Source organism: Streptomyces sp. WP-1 (assembly GCF_030450125.1).
In the GTDB taxonomy this organism is placed as follows: domain Bacteria; phylum Actinomycetota; class Actinomycetes; order Streptomycetales; family Streptomycetaceae; genus Streptomyces; species Streptomyces incarnatus.
The window spans coordinates 6,739,395-6,764,321 of record NZ_CP123923.1 but is presented as its reverse complement, the minus strand read 5'-3'; the positions used below and the strand labels follow the sequence as shown (position 1 = coordinate 6,764,321).

Annotated in this window: 27 protein-coding genes; 18 read left to right on the top strand and 9 right to left on the bottom strand. The window is 72.0% G+C overall.

Going from position 1 to position 24,927, the window contains the following annotated elements; genetic code table 11:
* Positions 1-26: 26 nt before the first annotated feature.
* Positions 27-602: a helix-turn-helix domain-containing protein gene (locus tag QHG49_RS30100; protein WP_159699189.1), complete on the bottom strand. Its 576-nt coding sequence runs from the start codon at positions 600-602 to the stop codon at positions 27-29.
* Between the two features lie 186 nt (positions 603-788).
* Between QHG49_RS30100 and QHG49_RS30095 the strand changes: the two genes are divergently transcribed.
* The 7 genes from QHG49_RS30095 (at position 789) to QHG49_RS30065 (ending at position 7,917) form a co-directional block, all read left to right on the top strand.
* On the top strand, positions 789-2,327 hold the full coding sequence (locus QHG49_RS30095; protein WP_159699192.1) for an ATP-dependent DNA ligase: 1,539 nt from the start codon (positions 789-791) through the stop codon (positions 2,325-2,327).
* Positions 2,324-2,797, top strand: a complete 474-nt coding sequence (locus tag QHG49_RS30090) for an NUDIX domain-containing protein (protein ID WP_145486107.1) — start codon at positions 2,324-2,326, stop codon at positions 2,795-2,797. The genes QHG49_RS30095 and QHG49_RS30090 overlap by 4 nt, the downstream gene beginning before the upstream one ends.
* 77 nt (positions 2,798-2,874) lie before the next feature.
* Positions 2,875-4,260 (top strand): NADP-dependent succinic semialdehyde dehydrogenase, encoded by a 1,386-nt coding sequence (locus tag QHG49_RS30085; RefSeq protein WP_301491957.1) that lies wholly within the window; start codon positions 2,875-2,877, stop codon positions 4,258-4,260.
* 26 nt (positions 4,261-4,286) lie between these two features.
* Complete coding sequence (locus tag QHG49_RS30080) at positions 4,287-4,520, top strand: DUF6213 family protein (RefSeq protein ID WP_145486109.1); 234 nt, start codon at positions 4,287-4,289, stop codon at positions 4,518-4,520.
* Between the two features lie 559 nt (positions 4,521-5,079).
* Positions 5,080-6,144 carry a type III polyketide synthase gene (locus QHG49_RS30075; protein ID WP_145486111.1) on the top strand — a complete coding sequence of 355 codons (1,065 nt, stop codon included), beginning with the start codon at positions 5,080-5,082 and terminating at the stop codon, positions 6,142-6,144.
* Positions 6,141-7,364, top strand: coding sequence for a cytochrome P450 (locus QHG49_RS30070; RefSeq protein WP_159699195.1), 1,224 nt, complete (start codon positions 6,141-6,143; stop codon positions 7,362-7,364). Before QHG49_RS30075 ends, QHG49_RS30070 begins: the two co-directional genes overlap by 4 nt.
* Positions 7,365-7,371: 7 nt before the next feature.
* Complete coding sequence (locus tag QHG49_RS30065; protein ID WP_086806826.1) at positions 7,372-7,917, top strand: cupin domain-containing protein; 546 nt, start codon at positions 7,372-7,374, stop codon at positions 7,915-7,917.
* 109 nt (positions 7,918-8,026) lie between these two features.
* Here the strand turns inward: QHG49_RS30065 and QHG49_RS30060 are convergent, their stop codons facing one another.
* A complete protein-coding gene (locus QHG49_RS30060; protein WP_159699198.1) occupies positions 8,027-9,256 on the bottom strand; it encodes an acyl-CoA dehydrogenase family protein in 1,230 nt (409 codons plus the stop codon).
* Between the two features lie 171 nt (positions 9,257-9,427).
* On the opposite strand from QHG49_RS30060, the gene QHG49_RS30055 reads away from it, so the two are divergent.
* Complete coding sequence (locus tag QHG49_RS30055) at positions 9,428-10,072, top strand: TetR family transcriptional regulator (RefSeq protein ID WP_301491951.1); 645 nt, start codon at positions 9,428-9,430, stop codon at positions 10,070-10,072.
* A gap of 32 nt (positions 10,073-10,104) precedes the next feature.
* Here QHG49_RS30055 and def read toward each other — a convergent pair whose 3' ends face one another.
* Positions 10,105-10,644: a peptide deformylase gene (gene def / locus QHG49_RS30050; RefSeq protein WP_301491950.1), complete on the bottom strand. Its 540-nt coding sequence runs from the start codon at positions 10,642-10,644 to the stop codon at positions 10,105-10,107.
* 153 nt (positions 10,645-10,797) lie between these two features.
* Between def and QHG49_RS30045 the strand changes: the two genes are divergently transcribed.
* The 10 genes from QHG49_RS30045 (at position 10,798) to QHG49_RS30000 (ending at position 20,242) form a co-directional block, all read left to right on the top strand.
* Positions 10,798-12,036, top strand: coding sequence for a MurT ligase domain-containing protein (locus QHG49_RS30045; RefSeq protein WP_145486116.1), 1,239 nt, complete (start codon positions 10,798-10,800; stop codon positions 12,034-12,036).
* A 20-nt stretch (positions 12,037-12,056) separates the two neighbouring features.
* The gene (locus QHG49_RS30040; RefSeq protein ID WP_037658850.1) at positions 12,057-12,785 is read left to right on the top strand and encodes a type 1 glutamine amidotransferase; all 729 of its coding nucleotides are present in this window, start codon (positions 12,057-12,059) and stop codon (positions 12,783-12,785) included.
* Positions 12,786-13,124: 339 nt separating this feature from the next.
* Positions 13,125-14,150 carry a 6-phosphofructokinase gene (locus tag QHG49_RS30035; RefSeq protein ID WP_145486117.1) on the top strand — a complete coding sequence of 342 codons (1,026 nt, stop codon included), beginning with the start codon at positions 13,125-13,127 and terminating at the stop codon, positions 14,148-14,150.
* 134 nt (positions 14,151-14,284) lie between these two features.
* Positions 14,285-15,235 carry a cytochrome c oxidase assembly protein gene (locus tag QHG49_RS30030; protein WP_301492962.1) on the top strand — a complete coding sequence of 317 codons (951 nt, stop codon included), beginning with the start codon at positions 14,285-14,287 and terminating at the stop codon, positions 15,233-15,235.
* A 158-nt stretch (positions 15,236-15,393) separates the two neighbouring features.
* Positions 15,394-15,573 (top strand): hypothetical protein, encoded by a 180-nt coding sequence (locus QHG49_RS30025; RefSeq protein ID WP_301491948.1) that lies wholly within the window; start codon positions 15,394-15,396, stop codon positions 15,571-15,573.
* 44 nt (positions 15,574-15,617) lie between these two features.
* On the top strand, positions 15,618-16,103 hold the full coding sequence (locus QHG49_RS30020; protein ID WP_111585437.1) for an Lrp/AsnC family transcriptional regulator: 486 nt from the start codon (positions 15,618-15,620) through the stop codon (positions 16,101-16,103).
* 177 nt (positions 16,104-16,280) lie between these two features.
* Positions 16,281-17,090 carry a dimethylargininase gene (gene ddaH / locus QHG49_RS30015; protein WP_159699213.1) on the top strand — a complete coding sequence of 270 codons (810 nt, stop codon included), beginning with the start codon at positions 16,281-16,283 and terminating at the stop codon, positions 17,088-17,090.
* Entirely contained in the window at positions 17,090-18,307 is a 1,218-nt protein-coding gene (gene rocD / locus QHG49_RS30010) for an ornithine--oxo-acid transaminase (RefSeq protein ID WP_159699216.1), read from the top strand. Before ddaH ends, rocD begins: the two co-directional genes overlap by 1 nt.
* Before the next feature lie 457 nt (positions 18,308-18,764).
* Positions 18,765-19,409, top strand: coding sequence for an isoprenylcysteine carboxylmethyltransferase family protein (locus QHG49_RS30005; RefSeq protein WP_301491947.1), 645 nt, complete (start codon positions 18,765-18,767; stop codon positions 19,407-19,409).
* A 107-nt stretch (positions 19,410-19,516) separates the two neighbouring features.
* Positions 19,517-20,242, top strand: coding sequence for a 1-acyl-sn-glycerol-3-phosphate acyltransferase (locus QHG49_RS30000; RefSeq protein WP_301491946.1), 726 nt, complete (start codon positions 19,517-19,519; stop codon positions 20,240-20,242).
* 24 nt (positions 20,243-20,266) lie between these two features.
* Here QHG49_RS30000 and QHG49_RS29995 read toward each other — a convergent pair whose 3' ends face one another.
* From QHG49_RS29995 to QHG49_RS29970, 6 genes are read right to left on the bottom strand one after another with little or no spacing between them, the layout of a single operon-like run.
* Positions 20,267-21,178: an urease accessory protein UreD gene (locus QHG49_RS29995; protein WP_301491945.1), complete on the bottom strand. Its 912-nt coding sequence runs from the start codon at positions 21,176-21,178 to the stop codon at positions 20,267-20,269.
* On the bottom strand, positions 21,166-21,843 hold the full coding sequence (gene ureG, locus QHG49_RS29990) for an urease accessory protein UreG (RefSeq protein WP_159699222.1): 678 nt from the start codon (positions 21,841-21,843) through the stop codon (positions 21,166-21,168). The genes QHG49_RS29995 and ureG overlap by 13 nt, the downstream gene beginning before the upstream one ends.
* Positions 21,844-21,884: 41 nt before the next feature.
* Positions 21,885-22,559, bottom strand: coding sequence for an urease accessory protein UreF (locus tag QHG49_RS29985; protein WP_159699225.1), 675 nt, complete (start codon positions 22,557-22,559; stop codon positions 21,885-21,887).
* Positions 22,560-22,578: 19 nt separating this feature from the next.
* Positions 22,579-24,300, bottom strand: a complete 1,722-nt coding sequence (locus QHG49_RS29980) for an urease subunit alpha (RefSeq protein WP_301491944.1) — start codon at positions 24,298-24,300, stop codon at positions 22,579-22,581.
* Positions 24,293-24,604: an urease subunit beta gene (locus QHG49_RS29975; protein WP_301491943.1), complete on the bottom strand. Its 312-nt coding sequence runs from the start codon at positions 24,602-24,604 to the stop codon at positions 24,293-24,295. Before QHG49_RS29975 ends, QHG49_RS29980 begins: the two co-directional genes overlap by 8 nt.
* A gap of 11 nt (positions 24,605-24,615) precedes the next feature.
* The gene (locus QHG49_RS29970) at positions 24,616-24,918 is read right to left on the bottom strand and encodes an urease subunit gamma (RefSeq protein ID WP_301491942.1); all 303 of its coding nucleotides are present in this window, start codon (positions 24,916-24,918) and stop codon (positions 24,616-24,618) included.
* Positions 24,919-24,927: the final 9 nt, after the last annotated feature.

The following is a 24,927-nucleotide window of genomic DNA, read 5'->3' as shown; positions in this document are numbered from 1 at the left end:
CTATCGGGGAACACCCCCCGGGAGGCTCATGCGCGCGCGGCGGGGCGCGCCCGCACATGCATCCGCTCTCCCTGCGGCCCGAACAGGCTCAGAAACTCCACCGGCCCCTCCCCCGCGGACCCGAACCAGTGCGGGACGCGGGTGTCGAACTCGGCCGCCTCCCCGGCCGCCAGCACCACATCGTGCTCACCGAGCACCAGCCGCAGCCGCCCGGACAGCACGTACAGCCACTCGTACCCCTCGTGGCTGCGCGGCTCCGGCTCCTCGGTGCGCCTGGGTTCGAGCACCTTGTACGCCTGGAGGCCGCCGGGCTGGCGGGTCAGCGGCCAGAACGTACGGCCGTGGCGCCGCAGCGGCTCGGCACGCACCCGGGGGTCGCCGACGGGCGGCGCGCCGACCAGTTCGTCCAGCGGGACCTGGTGGGCCTGGGCGATCGGCAGCAGCAGCTCCAGGCTGGGCCGTCGCAGGCCGGACTCCAGCCGCGACAGGGTGCTCACGGAGATGCCGGTGGCCCGGGACAGGGCGGCCAGCGTCACCTCCCGCTCCTTGCGGATCCGGCGCAGCCGGGGACCCACCTCGGCCAGGACATCGTCGGTACTCATACGGGCATTGCAGATTCAGCACGCCGAGTTGTCAATCCCGCAAATCCCGGGGCCGCACGCATGTGCGCCTCAAAGGGGCGCGGGGAAGTGCGCGACCAGCCACAACGGGCCCGCGGCGGACAACGGAACCCAAGGCCATCGCGCCCGCACCGCGCGACCGGCGGAGCCCTGCGGCACTCTGGGGGCATGTTGCTCAGTCGGCTCGCGGAGGTTTCGGGGGAGGTGGCGGCGACGGCGGCCAGGTCGCGGAAGGTCGCGTTGCTCGCCGAGCTGTTCCGGGAGGCGGAGGCGGAGGACGTGCCCGTCGTCATCCCGTATCTCGCGGGGCGGCTGCCGCAGGGGCGGCTCGGGGTGGGGTGGAAGGTGCTGGGGCGGCGGGTGCCGGCGGCGCCCGAGGCCACGCTCACCGTCCACGAGGTCGACGCGGCCCTCACCGAGCTGGGCCGGGTGTCCGGGGCCGGTTCCCAGGCCGAGCGCGCCCGGCTCGTCGGCGCGCTGATGGGCGCCGCCACCGAGGCCGAGCAGCGCTTTCTGCTCGGCCTGCTCACCGGTGAGGTCCGCCAGGGCGCCCTGGACGCCGTCGCGGTGGAGGGCCTCGCCCGGGCGACCGGCGCGGCGGCGCAGGACGTCCGCCGGGCGGTGATGCTGTCCGGCTCCCTCCAGACCGTCGCCGAGGCCCTGCTGGGCGAGGGACCCGGCGCGCTCGACCGGTTCCGGCTCACCGTCGGCCGGCCCGTGCTGCCGATGCTGGCGCACAGCGCGAGCTCCGTCGCCGAGGCCGTGGAGAAACTGGGCGCCTGTGCGGTGGAGGAGAAGCTGGACGGCATCCGGGTGCAGGTGCACCGGGACGGCGGCACGGTCCGCGTGCACACCCGCACCCTGGACGACATCACCGCCCGGCTGCCCGAAGTGACCGCCGCCGCACTGGAGTTGGACGGCGACCGGTTCATCCTGGACGGTGAGGTGATCTCCTTCGACGCGGCCGGACGGCCCCGGTCCTTCCAGGAGACGGCGGGCCGCGTCGGCTCCCGCACGGACGTGGCGCGGGCGGCCGGACAGGTCCCGGTCTCCCCTGTCTTCTTCGACGTCCTCGCGGCGGACGACCGCGATCTGCTCGACCTGCCCTTCGCCGAGCGGCACGCGCACCTGGCCCGGCTGGTGCCCGAGCCGATGCGGGTCCGGCGCACGCTGGCCGAGGGCCCCGGGGACGTCCCGGCGGCGCAGCGCTTCCTCGCCGACACCCTGGCCCGCGGCCATGAGGGCGTGGTGGTGAAGTCGCTGGCCGCCCCCTACAGCGCGGGCCGCCGCGGCGCGGCCTGGCTCAAGGTCAAGCCGGTGCACACCCTCGACCTGGTGGTGCTGGCCGCCGAATGGGGCCACGGCAGACGCACCGGCAAGCTGTCCAACCTGCACCTCGGCGCCCGTACCGCCGACGGCGGCTTCGCGATGCTCGGCAAGACCTTCAAGGGCATGACGGACGCGCTGCTCGCCTGGCAGACCGAGCGCCTGCTCGGGCTCGCGGTCGGGGACGACGGCGGGACGGTCCGGGTGCGCCCGGAACTCGTCGTGGAGATCGCCTACGACGGCCTCCAGCGCTCCTCCCGCTACCCGGCCGGCGTCACCCTGCGCTTCGCCCGCGTGATCCGCTACCGCGAGGACAAGAGCCCCGCCGAGGCCGATACCGTGGAGGCCCTGCTCGCCGCCCACCCGGAGGTCACACCGTGACGGTGCGTACGACGAAACGCAGTGCGGGACTGCTGGTGTACCGGCGCGCCGACGACGGGCTCGAAGTGCTGCTCGGCCATATGGGCGGCCCGCTGTGGGCGAAGAAGGAGGCCGGCGCCTGGACCGTGCCCAAGGGCGAGTACGAGGCCGACGAGCCCCCGTGGGAGGCGGCCCTGCGGGAGTTCCAGGAGGAGCTGGGCTTCGCGCCGCCCGACGGGGAGGCCGTACCGCTCGGCGAGGTGGTGCAGCGCAACGGCAAGGTCGTCACGGCCTGGGCGCTGGCCGGGGACCCGGACCTGACCGGCTTCAGCCCCGGCACCTTCACCATGGAGTGGCCGCCGCGCTCGGGGCGGCAGACGGAGTTCCCGGAGCTGGACCGGGTGGCCTGGCTCGGCCTGGCGAAGGCCCGCGAGGTGATCGTCACGGCGCAGGCCGCGTTTCTCGACCGGCTGGCGGAGCACTCGGACTGAACAGGTGACCTGGCGTTGCGCCCCGGCGGGCCGCGCGCGAAGGTCGAAGCACAGCCCGCTCCCAGGGGAGGTCAGCCATGCCCATCGCGACGGTGAACCCGGCGAACGGCGAGACGCTCAAGACGTACGAGGCCATGGGCGAGGAGGAGCTGGAACGCCGGCTCCAGCTCGCCGAGGCCACGTTCCGCACGTACCGGACGACCTCGTTCGCCGAGCGCGCCCGGCTGCTGAACCGGGCCGCCGACCTGCTGGAGGAGGACCAGCAGGAGATCGGCAGGGTCATGACCACCGAGATGGGCAAGCCGGTCAAGCAGGCCCGCGCGGAGGCCGTCAAGTGCGCCAAGACCATGCGCTGGTACGCGGAGCACGCCGAGGCCCTGCTCGCCGACGAGGAGCCCGCCGAGGCGGACGTCCGCGACTCCGGGGCGGCCCGGGTGCGGGTCCGCTACCGCCCGCTGGGCCCGGTGCTCGCGGTGATGCCCTGGAACTTCCCGCTCTGGCAGGTGATCCGGTTCGCCGCGCCCGCGCTGATGGCGGGCAACGTGGGCCTGCTCAAGCACGCCTCCAACGTGCCGCAGACGGCCCTGTACCTGGAGGACCTCTTCCACCGGGCGGGCTTCACCGAGGGCTGTTTCCAGACGCTGCTGGTCGGCTCCGCCGCGGTGGACGACCTGCTGCGCGACGAGCGGATCAAGGCGGCCACCCTCACGGGCAGCGAGCCCGCCGGGCGCGCGGTCGCCGCCACCGCCGGGAAGATGATCAAGAAGACGGTCCTGGAGCTGGGCGGCAGCGACCCGTTCGTGGTCATGCCCTCCGCCGACGTCGACCGGGCCGCCGAGGTCGCGGTGACCGCGCGCGTGCAGAACAACGGGCAGTCCTGCATCGCCGCCAAGCGGTTCATCGTGCACCGCGATGTCTACGACGCCTTCGCCGAGCGGTTCGTGGCGGGCATGAAGGCGCTCAAGGTCGGCGACCCGCTGGAGGAGGACACCGAGGTCGGACCGCTCTCCAGCGAGCAGGGCCGCACGGACCTGGAGGAGCTGGTCGACGACGCGAAGCGCTCCGGGGCCGAGGTGCTGTGCGGTGGCGCCCGCCCCGACGGGCCCGGCTGGTACTACCCGCCGACCGTGCTCGCCGGGATCACCCGCGAGATGCGCGTCCACCGCGAGGAGGCGTTCGGACCGGTCGCCACGCTGTACCGGGCCGACGACCTGGACGAGGCGCTGCTCATCGCCAACGACTCCCCGTTCGGGCTGAGTTCGAATGTGTGGACGCGCGAGGAGAGCGAAGTCGAGCGGTTCGCGCGGGACCTGGAGGCCGGGGCGGTGTACGTCAACGGGATGACCGCCTCCCATCCGGCGTTCCCCTTCGGCGGTGTGAAGCGCTCGGGGTACGGACGTGAGCTGTCCGGGCACGGAATGCGGGAGTTCTGCAACATCACCACGGTTTGGCAGAGTGCGTGAGGTATGCGCGGCTACCATCTTCTTTTGTGAACCGCGAAGTGACTCTGCCTCTGATCGTCGACGCCCACGGGACCCTTCAGGTGGCCGCCGCCGATGTGAGCAAGTTGTTGCGGACCGTGGGCGGGCGCTGGCTGCGGCTGGTCGAGACCGGGGAACAGGGGCTGGACGAGGACACGGTGGCCGAGCTGACGATCGAACTCGCCAAGCTGGCCGACCGTATCGACGTCGCGTGCATCGCGCACAGCAGCGGGGCGCCGTAGGCGTTCACAGCAGCCGCCCCGCGCCGAGGAGTTGACCCTCAGGGCCACGACCACGCCCGCCGGGAGCGCGTGGAGGGCGAGCCGGGCGACGTACGTCCCGGGCATGACGGGCAGCCGAGCCGGGGGGCGTACCCGCGCGCGTTCCGCCGTGCCCCCGCACGCCTCGGCCAGGGCGGCGAGGCTCCCGGCGGCCAGGTGTTCGAAGGCGGCCCGGTCGGTGGTGATCACCCACCGTTGCTCCAGGGCCGACATGGCGAGGGTCTCGACCGGTTCTCAGCCGCGTTCGGCGAGCGGCGCGGCCCGGTCGGCCGCGGGGCCCGGGGCGAGGCCTCGGCGGCCGTCCCCAGCAGGGCTTTCGCGGTAACGGTCGGCGTGGATATTTCCCTCGTCCGGCCTCGGAAGTCCTCCTTCGAGCCTGTCCCGGGGTCCCCGGTTCGGAGTAACCCAGCGCGAGATCGTGGTCCTGACGGGTGACGGTGGGTGGAGCACCTCCTGAGGTGAACCACCTTCTGACCGGTGGGTGAAGGCCCGCCGGACACGCGGAAAGCAGGGACGGTTCATGGCGACTTTGTGCAGACCCTCGGTGTCGGTCCCGGAGCACGTGATCACGATGGAGGAGACGCTGGAGCTGGCGCGCTCCCGCCACGCGGACCACCCTCAACTGGCGCTGGCACTGAGGCTCATCGAGAACACCGGCGTGAAGACCCGGCACATCGTGCAGCCCATCGAGGAGACCCTCAAGCACCCCGGCTTCGAGGACCGCAACAAGCTCTACGAGCACGAGGCCAAGGCCCGGGTGCCCGCGGTGATCCAGCGGGCGCTGGACGACGCCGAACTCCTGACCACCGACATCGACGTGATCATCTACGTGTCGTGCACGGGCTTCATGATGCCCTCGCTCACGGCCTGGCTGATCAACGAGATGGACTTCGACAGCACCACTCGTCAGCTGCCCATCGCCCAGCTGGGCTGCGCGGCCGGCGGCGCGGCGATCAACCGGGCCCACGACTTCTGCACGGCGTACCCCAACGCCAACGCGCTGATCGTGGCCTGCGAGTTCTGCTCGCTGTGCTACCAGCCCACCGACCTCGGCGTCGGCTCGCTGCTGTCCAACGGCCTGTTCGGTGACGGCATCGCCGCCGCCGTGGTGCGCGGACGCGGCGGCCGGGGCGTCAAGCTGGAGCGCAACGGCTCCTACCTGATCCCGAAGACCGAGGACTGGATCGCCTACGACGTCCGGGCCACCGGCTTCCACTTCCTGCTGGACAAGCGGGTGCCGACCACCATGGAGCCGCTCGCCCCGGCGCTCAAGGACCTGGCGGGCAACCACGGCTGGGACGCGGCCGACCTGGACTTCTACATCATCCACGCCGGCGGCCCCCGCATCCTCGACGACCTCAGCAAGTTCCTGGAGGTCGAGCCGAACGCGTTCCGGTTCAGCCGGTCCACGCTCACCGAGTACGGCAACATCGCGAGCGCCGTCGTGCTGGACGCGCTGCGCCGGCTGTTCGACGAGGGCGGCGCCGAGGAGCGGGCGCGCGGGCTGCTCGCCGGCTTCGGCCCCGGCATCACCGCCGAGATGACGGTCGGCCGCTGGAGCGACGGCGACGGGGGCGGGCGATGACGGAGACCGAGGAGGCGACGCTCACCGAGGCCGTGCCGCCGGTCCGCCACTGGCCGGCGCTCGACCTCGACGGAACCGACTTCGACCCGGTGCTCGCCGAGCTGATGCGCGAGGGCCCGGTCACCCGGATCCAGCTGCCCAACGGCGAGGGCTGGGCGTGGCTGATCACCCGGCACGACGATGTGCGCATGGTGACCAACGACCCGCGCTTCGGCCGCGAGGCGGTCATGGACAAGCCGGTCACCCGGCTCGCCCCGCACTTCATCCCGGACCGCGGCGCGGTCGGCTTCCTGGACCCGCCCGACCACACGCGGCTGCGCCGCTCGGTCACCGCGGCCTTCACCGCCAAGGGCGTGGAGCGGGTGCGGGAGAAGGCGCGCGGCATGCTGGACGAGCAGATCGACCAGCTCCTGAAGGACGGCCCGCCGGCCGATCTGACGGCGGCGATCCTCAGCCCGTTCCCGATCGCGGTGATCTGCGAGCTGATGGGCGTCCCGGCCGCCGACCGGCACGACATGCACGAGTGGACCCAGCTGATCCTGTCCTCCGCGCACGGCAAGGAGGTCAGCGAGCGGGCCAAGCGCGAGATGAGCGCGTACTTCTCCGGCCTCGTCGGGGCGCGCGCGGGCAGCACGGCCGAGGACGTCACCTCGCTGCTGGGCGCCGCCGTGAGCGAGGGCGAGGTCACCCTGGAGGAGGCCGTCGGACTCGCCGTCCTCCTCCAGATCGGCGGCGAGGCGGTCACCAACAACAGCGGGCAGATGTTCTATCTGCTGCTGACCCGCCCCGAACTGGCCGAACGGCTGCGCCGCGAACCGGAGATCCGCCCGAAGGCGATCGACGAGCTGCTGCGGTACATCCCGCACCGCAACGCGGTCGGCCTGTCCCGGATCGCCCTGGAGGACGTGGAGATCAGGGGCGTGCGCATCCGCGCGGGCGACGCGGTCTACGTGTCGTACCTGGCCGCGAACCGCGACCCGGAGGTCTTCCCCGACCCGGAGGAGATCGACTTCTCCCGGTGTCCCAACCCGCATGTGTCGTTCGGCTTCGGGCCGCACTACTGCCCGGGCGGACAGCTCGCCCGGCTGGAGTCCGAGCTGCTGGTCGACGCGCTGCTGGACCGGATCCCGGGGCTGAAGCTGGCCGTGCCGGCCGAGGAGGTGCCCTTCAAGAAGGGCGCGCTGATCCGCGGTCCCGAGGCCCTGCCCGTGATGTGGTGATCCGGCGATGACGACGGTCGAAGGGCTGACATCGGCATCGGTCGACGGGCTGCTCGTGCCGCCGGGCCAGGGCCGGGTGGTGGAGACGCCCGCACAGCGGGTCACGTTCAAGGTCACCGGCACGCACTCGCGGATGGCCTCCACCTTCGAGGTGGAGGTCCCTCCGGGCTTCGACGTCGGCGCCCATGTGCACACCCGCAGCGAGGAGTTGTTCTACGTCCTGGAGGGCGAGCTGGACGTGCTCGCCTTCGAGCCCCGCATCCGCACCCCCGACAGCTGGAAGGGGTGGGAGTCGAGTTCGGGCAACCGGGTGGTCCGGGCGACCCCGGGCACGGTGATCGTCGTACCGCCGGGCTGTCCGCACGCCTTCGCGAACCCCACGGACACCCCCGCCAAGATGTTCTTCCAGGCGAGCCCGCCGCCCGATCACGAGCGCTATTTCGAGGAACTCCTCGAAATCCTCCGCGACGGCGGCCCGCCCGACCAGGAGGCGATAGAGGCGTTGCGGCTGAAGTACGACATCGAACAGCTGACGCCTTTGAAACACCGCTGAGCCGGGTGCCCCGAAGGGGCGCGGGGAACTGCGCGATCAGCCACCGTCAACGGGCGGCCGATATCGCGCGGTTCCCCTTTTCCGGCGCTGCCGGACAACCGCCGGATGGCTACCGGATGGGCATTCCGGAAAGCGTCCGCGCGATGACGAGCCGCTGGATCTCGCTCGTCCCCTCGAAAATCGTGTAAATGGCCGCGTCGCGGTGCATGCGCTCCACCGGGTATTCCCGGGTGTACCCGTTCCCGCCCAGGATCTGGATCGCCTGCGCGGTCACCTTCTTCGCGGTCTCGCTGGCGAACAGCTTCGACATCGAGCCCTCGGCGGCCGTGAACCGCTTGCCGCTGATGGCCATCCAGGACGCCCGCCACACCAGCAGCCGCGCCGCGTCGATCTGCGTGCGCATATCGGCGAGCTGGAAGGCGACGCCCTGGTTGTCGATGATGGGCCGCCCGAACTGCTCCCGCGTCCGGGCGTATTCGAGCGCGACCTCATAGGCGGCGCGGGCGGTGCCGACGGCCATCGCGCCCACCGCGGGCCGGGACGCCTCGAACGTGGCCATCGCCGCGTTCTTCACCCTCTCCCCGCCGGCCGCCTTCGCCTTCTCCCGGGCGCGGGCCAGCCGCTCGTCCAGCTTCTCCTTGCCGCCGAGCAGGCAGGAACCGGGAACCCGCACGTCCTCGAGGACGACCTCGGCGGTGTGCGAGGCGCGGATGCCGTGCTTCTTGAACTTCTGGCCCTGCGCGAGACCCCGCGTGCCCGGCGGAATGATGAAGGAGGCGTGGCCCTTGGAGCCCAGCTCGGGGTCGACGACGGCGACGACGACATGGACGTTGGCGATGCCGCCGTTGGTCGCCCAGGTCTTCGTGCCGTTGATCACCCACTCGTCCTTGGCCTCGTCGTACACCGCGCGCGTGCGCATGGAGGCCACGTCGGAGCCGGCGTCGGGTTCGGAGGAGCAGAACGCGGCGACCTTGACGTCGGTGGCGTCGCCGTACATCTGCGGGATCCAGGTGCCGATCTGCTCCTCGGTGCCGTTGGCGAGGACGCCCACCGCGGCCAGGCCGGTGCCCACGATGGACAGGGCTATCCCCGCGTCACCCCAGAACAGCTCCTCCATGGCCATCGGAATGCCGAGGCCGGTGGGGTCGAAGTACTGCTGCGCGTAGAAGTCGAGGGAGTAGATGCCGACCTTCGCGGCCTCCTGGATGACCGGCCAGGGGGTCTCCTCGCGCTCGTCCCACTCGGCGGCCGCGGGCCGGATCACATCGGCGGCGAAGCCATGGAGCCAGTCCCGGACTTCCTTCTGCTCGTCGTTCAGCTCCATGGTGAACTCGGCCATGTCCCCTCCAGCGGCGGTACGATGTGTTACTTGCGGTAACCAGAGTCTGTTACTGGCGGGTAGGAAAAGTCAACCTGGACTGACCCCTCGGTATCCCGTTCGATGTCAGCGGCCCGGTCAGTGTTAGTTTGCGCAGGCGTCACCGAATCAGCACGGGTGGGGAGAGCACTCATGGACACCACACAGCGGACCGATCAGCAGCGGTCCGCCGACCGCCGACGGCGCGAGCTGCTGGAGGCCGCCGACCGGGTGGTGCTCCGCGACGGCCCGCAGGCGTCGATGAACGCGATCGCCGCCGAGGCGGGGATCACCAAGCCCATCCTCTACCGGCACTTCGGCGACAAGGGCGGACTCTACGCCGCGCTCGCCAAGCGGCACACCGACGCCCTGCTGTCCTCCCTGCGGGCCGCGCTCGACGCCCCGGCGGAGCGGCGCGAGCGGGTGGAGTCCACACTGGACACCTACCTCGCCGCCATCGAGGCCCGGCCCCAGGTGTACCGGTTCCTGATGCACCCCTCCGAGGGCAGCACCGGCGGCGACCAGGGCTTCGACGTCGGCAAGCACAGCGCCCCGCTGCTGCGGCGGATGGGCGAGGACCTGGCCCAGGTCATCGAGGAGCGGGTGGACCTCGGCCCCGGCAGCCAGCGGCTCGCCCGGGTCTGGGGGCACGGGATCGTCGGCATGATGCACGCGGCCGGCGACTGGTGGCTCGGCGAACGTCCCTGCCCCCGCGCCGAGTTGGTGCGCTCGCTGGCCGACCTGCTGTGGGGGCGGCTCGCGGCCGCCGGGGACCGGGTGGGCGGCCCCGGGTTCTGAGCCGCCGCGTCCGCCCGGAAGCCGGAGGAGGGTCACCGGCTCCAGGCGGCCCGCCCGATCTGCCGCTCCAGCCGCCGCCCGCGCCACCCCGTGACACGGTCCGCGTACACCCGGCCCGCCAGGTGGTCGCACTCGTGCTGGAGGCAGCGCGCGAAGAAGCCCGTGCCCTGGACGGTGACGGGCGCGCCGGTGACCGTGAAACCCTCGACCACGGCATGGTCGTACCGCTCCGTGCCCGCCTCCAGACCCGGCAGGGACAGGCAGCCCTCGGGACCCCGCAGCACGATCCCGTCCGTCGCCACCAGGCGGGGATTCACCACATGTCCGAGATGCCGGACATCGTCGTCGTCCGGGCAGTCGTAGACGAACACCCGCAGCGGCACCCCGATCTGATTCGCGGCCAGGCCCACCCCCTGGGCCGCGTACATCGTGGCGAACAGATCCTCCACGAGCGTCGCCAGGCCGGGGCCGAAGTCGGTGACGTCCGCGCAGCGTTCGCGCAGGCAGGGGTCGCCGAGCAGGGTGAGGGGCCGGACGCGCCCGTGGACGCCCGGAATGGAACCGTGTCGCATGGCGGCAAGGGTACGGTTCGTTCAGCTCATGCCCGCCGCAGTGGGTGCGGACCGGGATTCGGGTGTGCGAATGGATCTCGATAGGCTGAGGGTTCACACCACGTTGCCGGATGGCCCCAGGCGCGGCGCGTACGCAAGGAGGATCGAGAACTGATGGCAGGCAACTCGGACCCGCTCACGCCGCGGGCCAAGCTGGCCGTGACCGCGGGCAAGGCGGTCGCGGCGGCATCGCGGGCCGCCGGACGTGGCAGCGGATCGGTGATCGGGGGCAAGATCGCGCTCAGACTCGACCCCGACCTCCTGGCGCGGCTGGCCCAGAACCTGGACGTCATCCTGGTGTCCGCCACCAACGGCAAGACCACCACCACCCGGCTCATCGCGGAGGCGCTGCGCGCCGCGGGCCCGGTCGTGTCGAACGCGCTCGGCGCCAACATGCCGGCCGGTATCACCTCCGCCCTCGCGGGCGGCTCGGACGCCAAGTTCGGCGTCATAGAGGTCGACGAGAAGTACCTGGCCGGGGTGGCCCGGGACACCGACCCGAAGTGCATCGCGCTGCTGAACCTCTCCCGCGACCAGCTCGACCGCGCCGCCGAGACCCGGATGCTCGCCGAGAACTGGCGCGAGGGCCTGGCCGGCTCCAAGGCGGTCGTCATCGCCAACTGCGACGACCCGCTCGTCGTATGGGCCGCCTCCTCGTCCCCGAACGTGGTCTGGGTCGCGGCCGGGCAGATGTGGAAGGACGACGCCTGGTCCTGCCCGTCCTGCGGTGGCGTGATGCAGCGCCCCGGCGACGACTGGTACTGCGGCGAGTGCGGCTTCCGCCGGCCCACGCCCACCTGGGCGCTGTCCGGGGACCACGTCCTCGACCCGCACGGCTCCGCCTGGCCGATCCACCTCCAGCTGCCGGGCCGCGCCAACAAGGCCAACGCGGCCAGCTCAGCGGCCGTCGCCGCCGTCTTCGGGGTGCCGCCGCAGGTCGCCCTGGAGCGGATGTACCAGGTGCAGGCGGTGGCCGGCCGGTACGACGTCGTGCAGTTCCAGAACCGCGATCTGCGCCTGCTGCTGGCCAAGAACCCGGCCGGCTGGCTGGAGACCTTCTCGCTGATCGACCCGCCGCCCACCCCGGTGATCCTGTCCGTGAACGCCCGCGGGGCCGACGGCACCGACACCTCCTGGCTGTGGGACGTCGACTACACCCGGCTCACCGGTCACCCGATCTTCGTGCTCGGTGACCGCAAGCTGGACCTCGCGGTGCGCCTGGAGGTCGCGAACCAGCACTTCCAGGTCTGCGAGAACCTCGACCAGGCCGTGCAGCTGTGCCCGCCCGGCCGGATCGAGGTCATCGCGAACTACACCGCGTTCCAGGACCTGCGCCGCCGCGTCGGCAACTGATCTTCGAAGGGGATCACCTCATGAGCGACAACCAACTGCGGCTGGTGTGGATCTACCCGGACCTGCTGAGCACGTACGGCGACCAGGGCAACGCCCTCGTCGTCGAGCGCCGGGCCCGGCAGCGCGGCCTGGACGTGGCCCGGCTCGACGTGCGCAGCGACCAGCCGATCCCGACCTCCGGCGACATCTACCTGATCGGCGGCGGCGAGGACCGTCCGCAGCGGCTCGCCGCCGAGCGGCTGCGCCGTGACGGGCACCTCCAGCGGGCGGTGCAGAACGGCGCCATCGTCTTCTCCGTGTGCGCCGGCTACCAGATCCTCGGCCACGAGTTCATCAACGACCTCGGCCAGCGCGAGCCGGGCCTCGGCCTGCTCGACGTGGTCTCGGTGCGCGGCGAGGGCGAGCGGTGCGTCGGCGACGTGCTCGGCGACATCGACCCGCAGCTCGGCCTGCCCCCGCTGACCGGCTTCGAGAACCACCAGGGCGTCACCCACCTCGGCCCGACCGCCCGCCCCTTCGCGCGGACCAAGATCGGCCGGGGCAACGGCACCGGGGACGGCACGGAGGGCGCGTACAACGGGACCGTCTTCGGCACGTACATGCACGGGCCGGTCCTCGCCCGCAACCCGCTGATCGCCGACCTGCTGCTGAAGCTGGCGCTCGACGTCAACGCGCTGCCGCCGATCGACGACCGCTGGTACGACGCCCTGCGCGAGGAGCGCATCGCGGCGGCGCAGCAGCCGGCGTAGGCACGGTCGCGCAGGAGCCCGGTGCTCGCACAGCCCACGCCCGTACGGCTGTGCGAGCACCGGGCTCACGGCTGTGCGAGCACCGGGCCTATGGCTTTACGGACACCGGGTTCCGCCGGTCGCGGTCACCGGCGTAAGCCTCGTGTCAGAGGCCTCTCAGCGGGTTCCGGCAGGCTTGTGGTGGGCCCGCCTGACGGCTCGTCCGCTCATCTGGGCGGGCGCGTCCAGCAGGCGGACGCCCACTGCGGAGCCACCCCCTCACGCCGGTAGGGTGGCCGGGAATCCGCCGGACAACGTGGTCCGGTCTCCCGGCCCACGTTCGAGAAGGTAATTCGGGCTATGCGCATTGGTGTCCTCACGTCCGGCGGCGACTGCCCCGGTCTGAACGCCGTCATCCGGTCCGTCGTGCACCGTGCGGTCGCCGACCACGGCGACGAGGTCATCGGTTTCCGGGACGGCTGGAAGGGCCTCCTGGAGTGCGACGCCGTGAAGCTCGACCTCGACGCCGTCGGCGGCATCCTGGCCCGCGGCGGCACCATCCTCGGCTCCTCCCGGGTCCGCCCCGAGCATCTGCGCGACGGGGTCGAGCGGGCCAAGGGACATGTCGCGGAGCTGGGTCTGGACGCGATCATCCCGATCGGCGGCGAGGGCACCCTCAAGGCGGCCCGGCTGCTGTCGGACAACGGCCTGCCCATCGTGGGCGTCCCCAAGACGATCGACAATGACATCGCTGTCACCGATGTCACCTTCGGCTTCGACACCGCCGTGACCGTGGCGACCGAGGCCCTGGACCGGCTGAAGACCACCGCCGAGTCCCACCAGCGGGTGCTGATCGTAGAGGTCATGGGACGGCACACTGGCTGGATCGCCCTGCACTCCGGCATGGCGGCCGGCGCCCACGCCGTCGTCGTACCGGAACGGCCCTTCGACATCGAGGAGTTGACCCGCAAGGTCGGCGCGCGGTTCGCGGCGGGCAAGCGGTTCGCCATCGTGGTCGCCGCCGAGGGCGCCAAGCCCCGGGCCGGCTCCATGGAGTTCGACGAGGGCGGCAAGGACGTCTACGGCCACGAGCGCTTCGCCGGCATCGCGCGCCAGCTCTCCGTCGAGCTGGAGCAGCGCCTCGGCAAGGAGGCCCGGCCGGTCATCCTCGGGCATGTGCAGCGCGGCGGCACGCCGACCGCCTACGACAGGGTGCTGGCCACCCGCTTCGGCTGGCACGCGGTCGAGGCGGTGCACCGGGGCGAGTTCGGGATGATGACGGCGCTGCGCGGCACCGACATCGTGATGGTGTCGCTGGCCGAGGCCGTGGAGACGCTGAAGACGGTCCCGGTGGAGCGGTACGACGAGGCGGAGTGCGTGCTGTAGTCCGGCCTTTGGTACGGCCCTGAACTACCTGCCCCCGGTCATCGGCATGATCGGGGGCGGTCCTACTCTTATGGGCGGACAGAAACGTACAACCCCCATGAATCAGGAGCCGCCGCATGGATCACATGGGACACATGGATCACAGCGGGCACGGCATGACGATGGATCTGCCGCCGTTCACGCTGGGGCGGGGGCTCGCCTTCTCGGCCGAGCCCTTCTTCCTGATCACCTGCCTGCTCGGACTCGGCCTGTACGCGTGGGGGGTCGTACGGCTGCGCCGGCGCGGCGACACCTGGCCGGTGGCCCGCACCGTCTCGTACGTCACCGGCGTGCTGACCATCATGCTGGTGATGTGCACCAGGCTGAACGACTACGGGATGGTCATGTTCAGCGTGCACATGGTGCAGCACATGGTCATCAGCATGCTGTCGCCGATCCTGATCCTGCTCGGCGCCCCGGTCACCCTGGCGCTGCGCGCGCTGCCGACCGCGGGCCGGGGCCGCAAGGGGCCGCGCGAACTGCTGCTGATGCTGCTGCACAGCCGGTACATGCGGGTCATCACCCACCCGCTGTTCACCATCCCGATGTTCATCGCGAGCCTGTACGTGCTCTACTTCACCCCGCTGTTCGACTTCCTGATGGGATCGAGGACCGGGCACATCGCGATGATGGTGCACTTCCTCGCCGTCGGTGTCGTCTTCTTCTGGCCGATCATCGGCGTGGACCCGGGCCCGCACCGGCCGGGTCATCTGATGCGGATGCTGGAGCTGTTCGCGGGCATGCCGTTCCACGCGTTCTTCGGCATCGCTCTGATGATGGCGTCGACGCCGATGGTGAACACCTTCCTGCACCCGCCCGCCTCGCTCGGCGTCGATCCCCTCTCCGACCAGAACGCGGCCGGCGGCATCGCCTGGGCGTTCAGCGAGGTCCCGTCCGTGCTGGTGCTGATCGCGCTGCTGTTCCAGTGGTACGGCTCCGAAAAGCGCCAGGCCAAGCGCAAGGACCGGCAGGCGGACCGGGACGGCGACAAGGAGCTGGCGGACTACAACGCGTACCTGGCATCCCTGAACGCACGCCAGGGCTGAACCGGCCGCGCCCCGGAGGCCGGATCCCGGGGTATCCCCTACGGGCGGGCCGCCGGGGCACCATGGTCGGACGGACCAGGAGTCGGACGGACCGGGAAGGGGAAGGTCCAGGAGCCGAAAGGTCCGGGAGTCGGACGGTTCAGGAGGAGGGTCTCGCGATGACCGGTTCCACCCATGGCTCCGCCCATCGCTCCGTCAGGACGATGGGCGCGCTCACGGCCGGCGCCCTCGTCGCCGTGACCGCCTACACGGTCGTGCTCGGCGGCGACGGCTGGCTGTGGTTCGGCTGGGTGGTGCTGGGGCTGCTGACCCTCGCCATGGCCGTCACCCAGTCGTAGCCGCCTCGGCGTCCCGGACGCTCCTGGCTGATTACATTGCCCGCATGAGCAGCAGGACCGCGTCCTTCGACGAACTCGACCGCAAGATCATCACCGCGCTGATGGCGAACGCCAGGACCAGCTTCGCCGAAATCGGCGCCGCGATCGGGCTGTCCGCGACGGCGGTCAAGCGGCGCGTGGACCGGCTGCGCGAGACCGGGGTGATCACGGGGTTCACGGCGACGGTGGAGCCCTCCGCGCTCGGCTGGCGCACGGAGGCGTACGTCGAGGTCTACTGCGAGGGCGCGGCCCCGCCCCGGCGGCTCGCGGAGGTCGTCCGCAACCACCCGGAGATCACGGCGGCGATGACGGTGACCGGTGGCGCGGACGCCCTGCTGCATGTCCGGGCGCGGGACGTGGACCACTTCGAGGAGGTGCTGGAGCGGATCCGCACGGTGCCCTTCATCCGCAAGACGATAAGCGTGATGGTGCTCTCCCATCTCATCCCCGACAGCCCGGAGGCGGGTGCCACCCAGGCGGCCCCCGAATGACCCGGAGATGACCTGCGGAGGGTGATCGGAAGTATGCGCAGCAGGGCTGCGTGATCGAGCCCCACAACGCAGCGATGTTGCAGGTCCACGCAGCTTTTTGCGCTTGTCGCGCGTCCTCGTTCCTTCCTACCGTGGAGCCACCCGACAGTGACAGACGGAAACCGGAGGGAACCCTCTGTGTCCGAAAGCCGTGAAGCGCGCCCTCGGCGCTTCCTCGTCTGTGAACCCAGACATTTCGCGGTGCAGTACGCGATCAATCCCTGGATGAACCCCGACCGGCCGGTCGACGTGGATCTGGCGCGCGAGCAGTGGCAGGAGCTGATCCGCGTCTACCGCGCCCACGGCCATACCGTCGACTCCGTCGAGCCGGTGCCGGGCCTGCCCGACATGGTGTTCGCGGCCAACGCGGCCTGTGTGGTGGGGGGCCGTGTCTTCGGCTCGCTGTTCCACGCGCCGGAGCGGCGCCCCGAGTCGCTGCACTACGACACCTGGTTCAAGGCGGCGGGCTACACCGTGTACCGCCCCGAGGCGGTGTCCGAGGGCGAGGGCGACCTGGTGTGGACGGGCCGGTACGTACTGGCCGGGACCGGGTTCCGCACCACCCGGGAGGCGCATCGCGAGGCGCAGGAGTTCCTGGGGCACCCGGTGATCGGTCTGACACTGGTGGATCCGTACTTCTACCATCTGGACACGGCGCTGTTCGTGCTGGACGACGCCAATGTCTGCTACTACCCGGAGGCGTTCTCGCCGGGCAGCCGCGAGGTGCTGCGGCGCCTGTTCCCCGACGCGGTGGAGGCCACCCGCGAGGACGCGATGTCCTGGGGCCTGAACTCGGTGTCCGACGGCCGGCACGTGTTCATCGCGCCCCAGGCGGAGGCGCTGTCCGCGCGTCTCGCCGACCACGGTTACGTCCCCGTCCCCGTCGACCTGTCGGAGTTCCACAAGGCCGGCGGTGGCATCAAGTGCTGCACCCAGGAGATCCGCTGATGACCGCACCCGCGCACACCCGTACGTCCGCCGACCTGATCCGGGCGGAGGGGCCGGTCCTGGCGCACAACTACCACCCGCTCCCGGTGGTCGTGGCACGGGCCGAGGGCACCTGGGTGGAGGACGTCGAGGGCCGCCGCTACCTGGACATGCTCTCCGGGTACTCGGCGCTCAATTTCGGCCATCGTCACCCGGCGCTGATCGAGGCCGCCCACCGCCAGCTGGACCAGCTCACCCTCACCTCCCGGGCGTTCCACAACGACCGGCTCGCCGAGTTCGCCGAGCGGCTCGCCGCGCTGACCGGCCTGGACATGGTGCTGCCGATGAACACCGGCGCGGAGGCGGTGGAGAGCGGCATCAAGGTGGCCCGCAAGTGGGCCTACGACGTCAAGGGCGTCCCCGCCGACCGGGCCACGATCGTGGTCGCGGCGGACAACTTCCACGGCCGTACGACGACGATCGTGAGCTTCTCCACCGACGAGACGGCACGCGCGGGTTTCGGCCCGTTCACGCCGGGCTTCACGATCGTGCCGTACAACGATCTGGCCGCGCTGGAGGAGGCCGTCGACGAGAACACGGCGGCGGTGCTGATCGAGCCCATCCAGGGCGAGGCCGGGGTGGTCATCCCGGACGACGGCTATCTGACCGGCGTGCGTGAGCTGACCCGGCGCAAGGGCTGTCTGTTCATCGCGGACGAGATCCAGTCGGGCCTCGGGCGTACGGGCCGTACGCTCGCCGTCGACCACGAGGACGTGGTGCCGGACGTGCTGCTGCTCGGCAAGGCGCTCGGCGGCGGCATCGTGCCCGTGTCGGCGGTGGTGGCCCGGCGCGAGGTGCTGGGTGTGCTGCACCCGGGTGAGCACGGCTCGACGTTCGGCGGCAACCCGCTCGCGGCGGCGGTCGGCATCGCGGTGCTCGAACTGCTGGAGACCGGCGAGTTCCAGCGGCGGGCCGCCGAGCTGGGCGTGCTCCTGCGGGACGGCCTGACCGAACTGGTCGGCAAGGGCGTGCTGGGCTTCCGCTCCCGCGGTCTGTGGGCGGGCGTCGACATCGACCCGTCGATCGGCACCGGGCGCGAGATCAGCGAGCGCCTGATGCGGGAGGGGATCCTGGCCAAGGACACCCACGGCTCCACGATCCGCCTGGCCCCGCCACTGACGATCACAGCGGAGGAACTGCGCTCCGCGCTGGGGACGCTGGAGGGGGTGCTTGGCTAGGGGGCGGCGGGGGGCTGCCCGAGGGGGCCGGGGGCAGGGGGCAGCCCCCAGGGGGTTTCAGGGGGGATGTTCAGGGGGCCGGGCCGGTGCTAGGGAGGCCGGTGCCGGGGGCGGCAGCCAGACCGTGGGCCCTTCAACTGGTCAACTGGCCCTCTGGGTCCGCCCCCGGCGACCAGTGCCATGAGCCCCCTCCCGGTATTGGCCCCCCCCTGGTCCGGGGTCCCCCAGGGGGCCAGTACTGGAGGGGCGGTGGTCCCAAGGGGCCAATCCCCGAGGGGCCAGTCGCAGGAGGCCGGTCCCTCCGAGCGAGCGGGCGCGGGGAGACGGGCGCAAGCCCCGCCGAGCGCGCGACCCGGCCCCCGGGGTCGGTTCGGGGGATCTCCATCTGTGGGTGGAGAGCTCTCCATCGACCCGTGGGTGCTGGTGAGCGGTGGGCGGCGGGGCGGAGCCTTGGGGCATGAACTTGCTGCGTCCGGCGCTTGCCGCCCTCACCGGTGTCTGCTTTCTGGTCTTCGCCGCCGCCTGGCTGCTCGGTGCCGCCTACTTCGGCATCAGAAACCACGGCGGCGTCCGCGGCTGGCTGCGCGCGTCCCGCGCCTCCGCGGCACGCCGGGTCTTACTGATCGCGGGGGTGGCCCTGTTCCTCCTCGTGGTCCGGCACACCCGGGGCTTCTGGGAGCACCTCCAGTTCTGGCAGCCCGAGCTGGCCCTGCTCGGCGCCCTGCTCGCCCTCGCCTCCACCGCCCTGCTGCTGTGGGCCCGCTGGGTGCTGGGCGCGATGTGGGACAGCGTCCCCTCCGTCCAGCAGAACCACGAGCTGCGCACGGACGGCCCGTACCGACTGGTCCGCCACCCCATCTACACCGGCATCCTCGGCCTGGTCACCGGCTCGATGCTGGCCGGCGGCTTCGGCGTCTGGACCGCCTTCCTGGCCGCCGCGATCCCCTGGCTGCTGCGCCGGGTCCGTACCGAGGACGCCCTGATGGCAGGCGAGTTCGGGCCGGCCTACGACGCCTACCGGTCCCGGGTCCCGGCCCTCATACCCCGGCTTCGCCCTGCCCACCCGCGTCCGCACGGTGTCAGTGACGGCGGGCGCCCGTAACCGGGAGGCGATTGCGTCAAGCTCTCCGGTCCGGTTGCCCCCGGCGGCAAGTGGCAGCACGCTGTCCTCGCGACCGAGCCGAGCCGCCGGAGTGAGGAGCGCCCCCCTTGTTCTACTACCTGCTCAAGTACGTGCTGCTGGGTCCCCTGCTCAGACTGGTCTTCCGGCCCCGTATCGAGGGCCTGGACCATGTGCCCGCGACGGGTCCCGCGATCATCGCCGGAAACCATCTCTCCTTCTCCGACCACTTCCTGATGCCGGCGATCCTCAAGCGGCGCATCACCTTCCTCGCCAAGGCCGAGTACTTCACCGGGCCCGGGGTCAAGGGCCGGCTCACCGCGTTCTTCTTCCGCAGCGCCGGACAGATCCCGGTGGACCGCTCGGGCAAGGAGGCGGGGCAGGCCGCGATCCGCGAGGGCCTCGGGGTGCTGGACAAGGGCGAACTGCTGGGCATCTACCCGGAGGGGACCCGCTCGCACGACGGCCGGCTGTACAAGGGCAAGGTCGGGGTCGCCGTGATGGCCCTGAAGGCGGGCGTCCCGGTGGTCCCCTGCGCGATGATCGGCACCTTCGAGGCCCAGCCGCCCGGCAGGAGGCTCCCCCGCGTCCGCCCCGTCACCATCCGCTTCGGCAAGCCCCTCGACTTCTCCCGCTTCGCGGGTATGGAGCAGCAGAAGGCGGTCCTGCGGGCCGTCACCGACGAGATCATGTACGCCATCCTGACCCTGTCCGAGCAGGAGTACGTCGATCAGTACGCCGCCGTCGCCAAGGCCGAGCAGCCCTCGGAGAGGGGCGCGAGGGAGCGCAGGTTCCCGAAGGCACCGCTCGGCTGACGCTCGGCCCTCTCCCCCGGCGCCTCACTCCAGCAGGGCCCGCCCCTCGTCCAGCACCCGGCGCAGCCGCAGCGCGTCCGGGGCGAGGGCGGTGACCAGGGCGGCCGGTCCGGGCAGCGGCATCAGGGCGGCGTGCTCGCCCAGCATCCGGGGCGCGGGCGGTCGCTCGGCGAACTCGGGGCGTACGACGAGGAGCTGGCCCACGGCCCGGTGGCCCGCGAGGGCGGCGGGGCCGTCCCAGCCGCCGGGGGCGCCGGGGCCGCAGGACAGCTGCTGGTCGAGGACGGTGCGGCCGGCGACGCGCAGGGTGAGGCGGCTGGTGAGCAGACCGGGCCGCTCCCCCGCCCGGCCGAGCACCTGCTCCTCGCGGAGCACCAGCCGGGCACCGGCGGCGACTTCGGCGAGGGTGGTGACGCGCAGGTCGCTGCCGGTGGCCGAGATCAGCTGCTCGGGCAGCCAGTGCAGTTCGGCGTCCTCGGCCACGTCGAGCCGGACGTCGTAGCGGGCCTCGCCGGGGGCCTGGCCGGGCAGGGCGAGGGTGGCGGCGGCGGAGCCGATCCGCAGCCGGGCGTCCTTCTCCACCCGGGCGCTCAGGGTGAACCGGTCACCGCCGAGGGGACCGCTCATCGCACCGACGACCATCACCCGTGCCTCGACCCCGCTCCCCCGGGTGCGACGCGGCGCCAACGGGCCCGAGCCGTCCAGCACGGGCAGCACGGTCCCGCCACGCCCGTCGGCACGGGCCACGATCCGGGCGTCGGCGCGGACGCCGGCGGTGGCCGTGCCGACGCCCCCGGTCCCGAACCCGGCGGCAGCCGCACGCGGGGCGTCCGTCCCCGCCCCGGCGGGATCCGGGCCCGGGGCCTCGGGCCCGGCGCCCTTCGAGGCCGTGCCCCGGGTGTCGGGCCGGACGCCGGTGAGGGTCATGCCGTCCACGCGGTGAGCCGCTGGCGGACCCAGGCGGCCACGTCGGCGACGCCGCTGTCGCCGCGCAGGGACTGGAGGACGACGGGGAGTTCGGCGCGCTGGGCCTTGGCGTCGGCGGCCATCCGGGCGAGGTCGGAGCCGACGTAGGGGGCGAGGTCGGTCTTGTTGACGATCAGCAGGTCGGCGGTGGTGACGCCGGGGCCGCCCTTGCGCGGGATGTCGTCGCCGCCGGCCACGTCGATGACGAATATCTGGGCGTCCACCAGGCCCTTGGAGAAGGTCGCGGTGAGGTTGTCGCCGCCGGACTCCACCAGGATCAGATCCAGCGGTCCGACGGTCTCCTCCAGGTCCTCGACGGCCTCCAGGTTGGCGGAGATGTCGTCCCGGATCGCGGTGTGCGGACAGGCGCCCGTCTCCACGGCGGTGATCCGCTCGGGCGGCAGCACGGCCTCCCGCAGCAGGAACTCGGCGTCCTCGCGGGTGTAGATGTCATTGGTGACGACGGCGAGCGACAGCTCGTCCCGCAGTTCCCGGCAGAGCGCGGCCACGGTCGCGGTCTTCCCGGATCCCACGGGCCCGCCGAGCCCGATGCGCAGGGCACGGCGCGTTCCGTCCGGGCGGTGGGCGTCGGCGCTCACGGCGGCGGGGCCGTGGTGGGAGTGGTCGAGGTGCATGTGCGGCTCCTGGAGGCCAAGGGCTTGGGCGAAGGGGAAGGTCAGGACGCGAACAGCCGGGCCGGCCAGGAGGCGTGGGCCTCGGCCATGATCTCCAGCAGCGGGCCGGACGCCGCGGGCAGCGCGTGGGGCCCTTCCGCGGCGGCTCTGCCCGCCGCGTCGACCGCCGTCCGCGCGACCGTGTCCAGCTCGGGGGCCAGCCGGGCCAGTACGCCGGTCGCGTCGAAGGGGTCGAGGCTGAGCAGTCGTACGGTCGCGGTCGCCGGGCCGCTCACGCTCTCGTACAGGGCGCAGTACGCCGCGTCCGCGGGCCCGAGTCCGGCCGCCCGGGCGGCGATTCCGAGGACCACGGGCTGGTGGGCGCCCTTGGGGAAGCACCGGGCGAGCTCGTCGAGTTCCGCGCAGGGCCAGCTCGCCCGCGCGGCGCGCAGCAGCTGGCGGCCGAGGCGGCGGGCGGCGAGCCGGAGCGCCGGGGAGGGCGTGCGGGCGTCCGCCGCCGTGTCCAGTTCCCGGGGGTCCAGGCCGAGCGTGGCCGCCGCCGCGAGCGCGCCCGCGACCAGTCCGGCCGTGTGCAGCCGGCCCCGGCAGAAGTCCTCCAGGTCGGCGGCGCAGGTGATGCGCCCCGCCTTGACGGCGGCCTCGGCCCCGCCGGAGTGGGCGTGCCCTCCGGCGGGGAAGCGGCCGTCGGCCAGAACGAGCAGTGCCGCGTGTGTCATCACGGTGCCGTCGCTGCCGTCAGAAGAGGAAGTAGCGCTGGGCCATGGGCAGTTCGGCGGCCGGGGTCGCCTCGACCAGCTCGCCGTCGATGTGCACGGCGAAGCTGTCGGGGTCGATGCGGACGTCGGGGCGGGCGTCGTTCTCCCGCATGTCGGCCTTGGTGAGCGCGCGGGTGGAGTCGATCGCCACGAACCGTTTGCCGAGCCCGAGCCGTTCCGGCAGCCCGTCCTCCAGGGCGAGGGAGGAGACGAAGTTGACGGAGTTGGCGGCCGGGGCGCGGCCGATCGCGCCGTACATCGGGCGGGGCAGGATCGGCTGCGGGGTGGGGATGGAGGCGTTGGCGTCGCCCATCTGCGCGTAGGCGATCTGGCCGCCCTTGAGCACGAGGAGCGGTTTCACCCCGAAGAACGCGGGCTCCCACAGCACGAGGTCGGCGAGCTTGCCCCGCTCCACGGATCCGGTCTCGGTGGCGAGGCCCTGGGCGAGCGCGGGGTTGATCGTGTATTTGGCGACATAGCGCCGTACCCGGTGGTTGTCCGCGCGGCCGTCGCCGGGCAGCGCGCCCCGGCGCCGCTTCATGACATGGGCGGTCTGCCAGGTCCGCAGGATCACCTCGCCGACCCGGCCCATGGCCTGGGAGTCGGAGGAGATGATCGAGATCGCGCCGAGGTCGTGGAGGATGTCCTCCGCGCCGATGGTGGAGGGCCGGATCCGGGACTCGGCGAAGGCGAGGTCCTCGGGGACGGCCGGGTTGAGATGGTGGCAGACCATCAGCATGTCGAGGTGTTCCTCGGCGGTGTTGACGGTGAACGGCCGGGTCGGATTGGTGGAGCTGGGCAGCACGTTGGGCTGCGAGACCACGGTCATGATGTCGGGCGCGTGCCCGCCGCCGGCGCCCTCGGTGTGGTACGAGTGGATGCCCCGGCCCCGGATCGCGGCGAGGGTGTCGCCGACGAACCCGGCCTCGTTCAGGGTGTCGGTGTGGATGGCGACCTGGATGCCGGTGCGGTCGGCGACGGTGAGGGCGGCGTCGATGACGGCGGGGGTGGAGCCCCAGTCCTCGTGCAGTTTGAGGCCGACGGCGCCGCCGCGGATCTGGGAGAGCATCGCCTCGTGGCTGACGGTGTTGCCCTTGCCGAGGAAGCCGATGTTCAGGGGGTAGGACTCCATCGCCTCCAGCATCCGGGCGAGGTGCCAGGGGCCGGGCGTGACGGTGGTGGCCTTGGAGCCCTCGGCGGGGCCGGTGCCGCCGCCGACCAGGGTGGTGATGCCGGAGGCCAGCGCCTCGTCGGCGACCTGGGGGCAGATGAAGTGGACATGCGCGTCGATGGCGCCGGCCGTGAGGATCCGCCCGTTGCCCGCGATGATCTCGGTCTCGGGCCCGATCACCAGGCCGGGGTGGACGCCGTCCATGGTGTCGGGGTTGCCGGCCTTGCCGAGGGCGGTGATACGGCCGTCGCGGATACCGATGTCGGCCTTGACGATGCCCCAGTGGTCCACGACGACGGCGCCGGTGATCACGGTGTCGGGGGTGCCGTCGGCGCGGGTGGCCCGGGACTGGCCCATGGACTCGCGGATGACCTTGCCGCCGCCGAAGACCGCCTCGTCCCCGGCGCGGCCGGGTCCGCCCGAGCGGTCCTCCTCGATCTCGATCAGCAGATCGGTGTCGGCGAGCCGGATGCGGTCGCCGGTGGTCGGTCCGAACAGGTCGGCGTAGGCGGCGCGGGAGACCTCAGGCATCGAGGGCACCTCCGGTCTCGCCGCGCAGCCCCGGCACGATCCGGGCGCCGGTGAGGGGGACGAGTTCGACGTCGACGGGGATGCCGGGCTCGAAGCGCACGGCGGTGCCGGCGGCGACATTCAGCCGCCTGCCGCGCGCGGCGGCGCGGTCGAACTCCAGTCCGGGGTTGGCCTCGGCGAAGTGGTAGTGGGAGCCGATCTGGACGGGCCGGTCGGCGGCGTTGAGGACGGTGAGCCGGGTGACGGCGCGGCCCTCGTTGACGCGCACGGGGTCGTCGTCGAAGAGGATCTCTCCGGGAATCATCGCGGCCCCCTTCAGATGATCGGCTCGTGCACGGTGACGAGCTTGGTGCCGTCCGGGAAGGTCGCCTCGACCTGCACGTCCTGGATCATCTCCGCGATGCCGTCCATCACGTCGTCCCTGGTGAGGAGCTTGCGGCCGGTGGACATCAGCTCGGCGACGGTACGGCCGTCGCGCGCGCCCTCCAGGATGTGCGCGGTAATGAGGGCGACCGCCTCGGGGTGGTTGAGCCGAAGACCGCGGGCCCTGCGCTTCTCGGCCACGTCGGCCGCCACATGGATGAGCAGCCGCTCTTGTTCGTGCGGGGTCAGTTGCACGTCCCACCT

What these genes read in the sequence shown, in the direction of transcription:
- QHG49_RS30005 (WP_301491947.1), top strand. Translation starts at nt 18,765, where the DNA reads ATGAACTTGCTGCGTCCGGCGCTTGCCGCCCTCACCGGTGTCTGCTTT.
- QHG49_RS30065 (WP_086806826.1), top strand. Translation starts at nt 7,372, where the DNA reads ATGACGACGGTCGAAGGGCTGACATCGGCATCGGTCGACGGGCTGCTC.
- QHG49_RS30085 (WP_301491957.1), top strand. Translation starts at nt 2,875, where the DNA reads ATGCCCATCGCGACGGTGAACCCGGCGAACGGCGAGACGCTCAAGACG.
- def (WP_301491950.1), bottom strand. Translation starts at nt 10,644, where the DNA reads ATGCGACACGGTTCCATTCCGGGCGTCCACGGGCGCGTCCGGCCCCTC.
- QHG49_RS30020 (WP_111585437.1), top strand. Translation starts at nt 15,618, where the DNA reads ATGAGCAGCAGGACCGCGTCCTTCGACGAACTCGACCGCAAGATCATC.
- QHG49_RS30075 (WP_145486111.1), top strand. Translation starts at nt 5,080, where the DNA reads ATGGCGACTTTGTGCAGACCCTCGGTGTCGGTCCCGGAGCACGTGATC.
- QHG49_RS29980 (WP_301491944.1), bottom strand. Translation starts at nt 24,300, where the DNA reads ATGCCTGAGGTCTCCCGCGCCGCCTACGCCGACCTGTTCGGACCGACC.
- QHG49_RS30095 (WP_159699192.1), top strand. Translation starts at nt 789, where the DNA reads ATGTTGCTCAGTCGGCTCGCGGAGGTTTCGGGGGAGGTGGCGGCGACG.
- QHG49_RS30055 (WP_301491951.1), top strand. Translation starts at nt 9,428, where the DNA reads ATGGACACCACACAGCGGACCGATCAGCAGCGGTCCGCCGACCGCCGA.
- QHG49_RS29975 (WP_301491943.1), bottom strand. Translation starts at nt 24,604, where the DNA reads ATGATTCCCGGAGAGATCCTCTTCGACGACGACCCCGTGCGCGTCAAC.
- QHG49_RS29985 (WP_159699225.1), bottom strand. Translation starts at nt 22,559, where the DNA reads ATGACACACGCGGCACTGCTCGTTCTGGCCGACGGCCGCTTCCCCGCC.
- QHG49_RS30070 (WP_159699195.1), top strand. Translation starts at nt 6,141, where the DNA reads ATGACGGAGACCGAGGAGGCGACGCTCACCGAGGCCGTGCCGCCGGTC.
- QHG49_RS30035 (WP_145486117.1), top strand. Translation starts at nt 13,125, where the DNA reads ATGCGCATTGGTGTCCTCACGTCCGGCGGCGACTGCCCCGGTCTGAAC.
- rocD (WP_159699216.1), top strand. Translation starts at nt 17,090, where the DNA reads ATGACCGCACCCGCGCACACCCGTACGTCCGCCGACCTGATCCGGGCG.
- QHG49_RS30100 (WP_159699189.1), bottom strand. Translation starts at nt 602, where the DNA reads ATGAGTACCGACGATGTCCTGGCCGAGGTGGGTCCCCGGCTGCGCCGG.
- QHG49_RS30060 (WP_159699198.1), bottom strand. Translation starts at nt 9,256, where the DNA reads ATGGCCGAGTTCACCATGGAGCTGAACGACGAGCAGAAGGAAGTCCGG.
- ureG (WP_159699222.1), bottom strand. Translation starts at nt 21,843, where the DNA reads ATGCACCTCGACCACTCCCACCACGGCCCCGCCGCCGTGAGCGCCGAC.
- QHG49_RS30045 (WP_145486116.1), top strand. Translation starts at nt 10,798, where the DNA reads ATGGCAGGCAACTCGGACCCGCTCACGCCGCGGGCCAAGCTGGCCGTG.
- QHG49_RS30040 (WP_037658850.1), top strand. Translation starts at nt 12,057, where the DNA reads ATGAGCGACAACCAACTGCGGCTGGTGTGGATCTACCCGGACCTGCTG.
- QHG49_RS30025 (WP_301491948.1), top strand. Translation starts at nt 15,394, where the DNA reads ATGACCGGTTCCACCCATGGCTCCGCCCATCGCTCCGTCAGGACGATG.
- QHG49_RS30030 (WP_301492962.1), top strand. Translation starts at nt 14,285, where the DNA reads ATGGATCACAGCGGGCACGGCATGACGATGGATCTGCCGCCGTTCACG.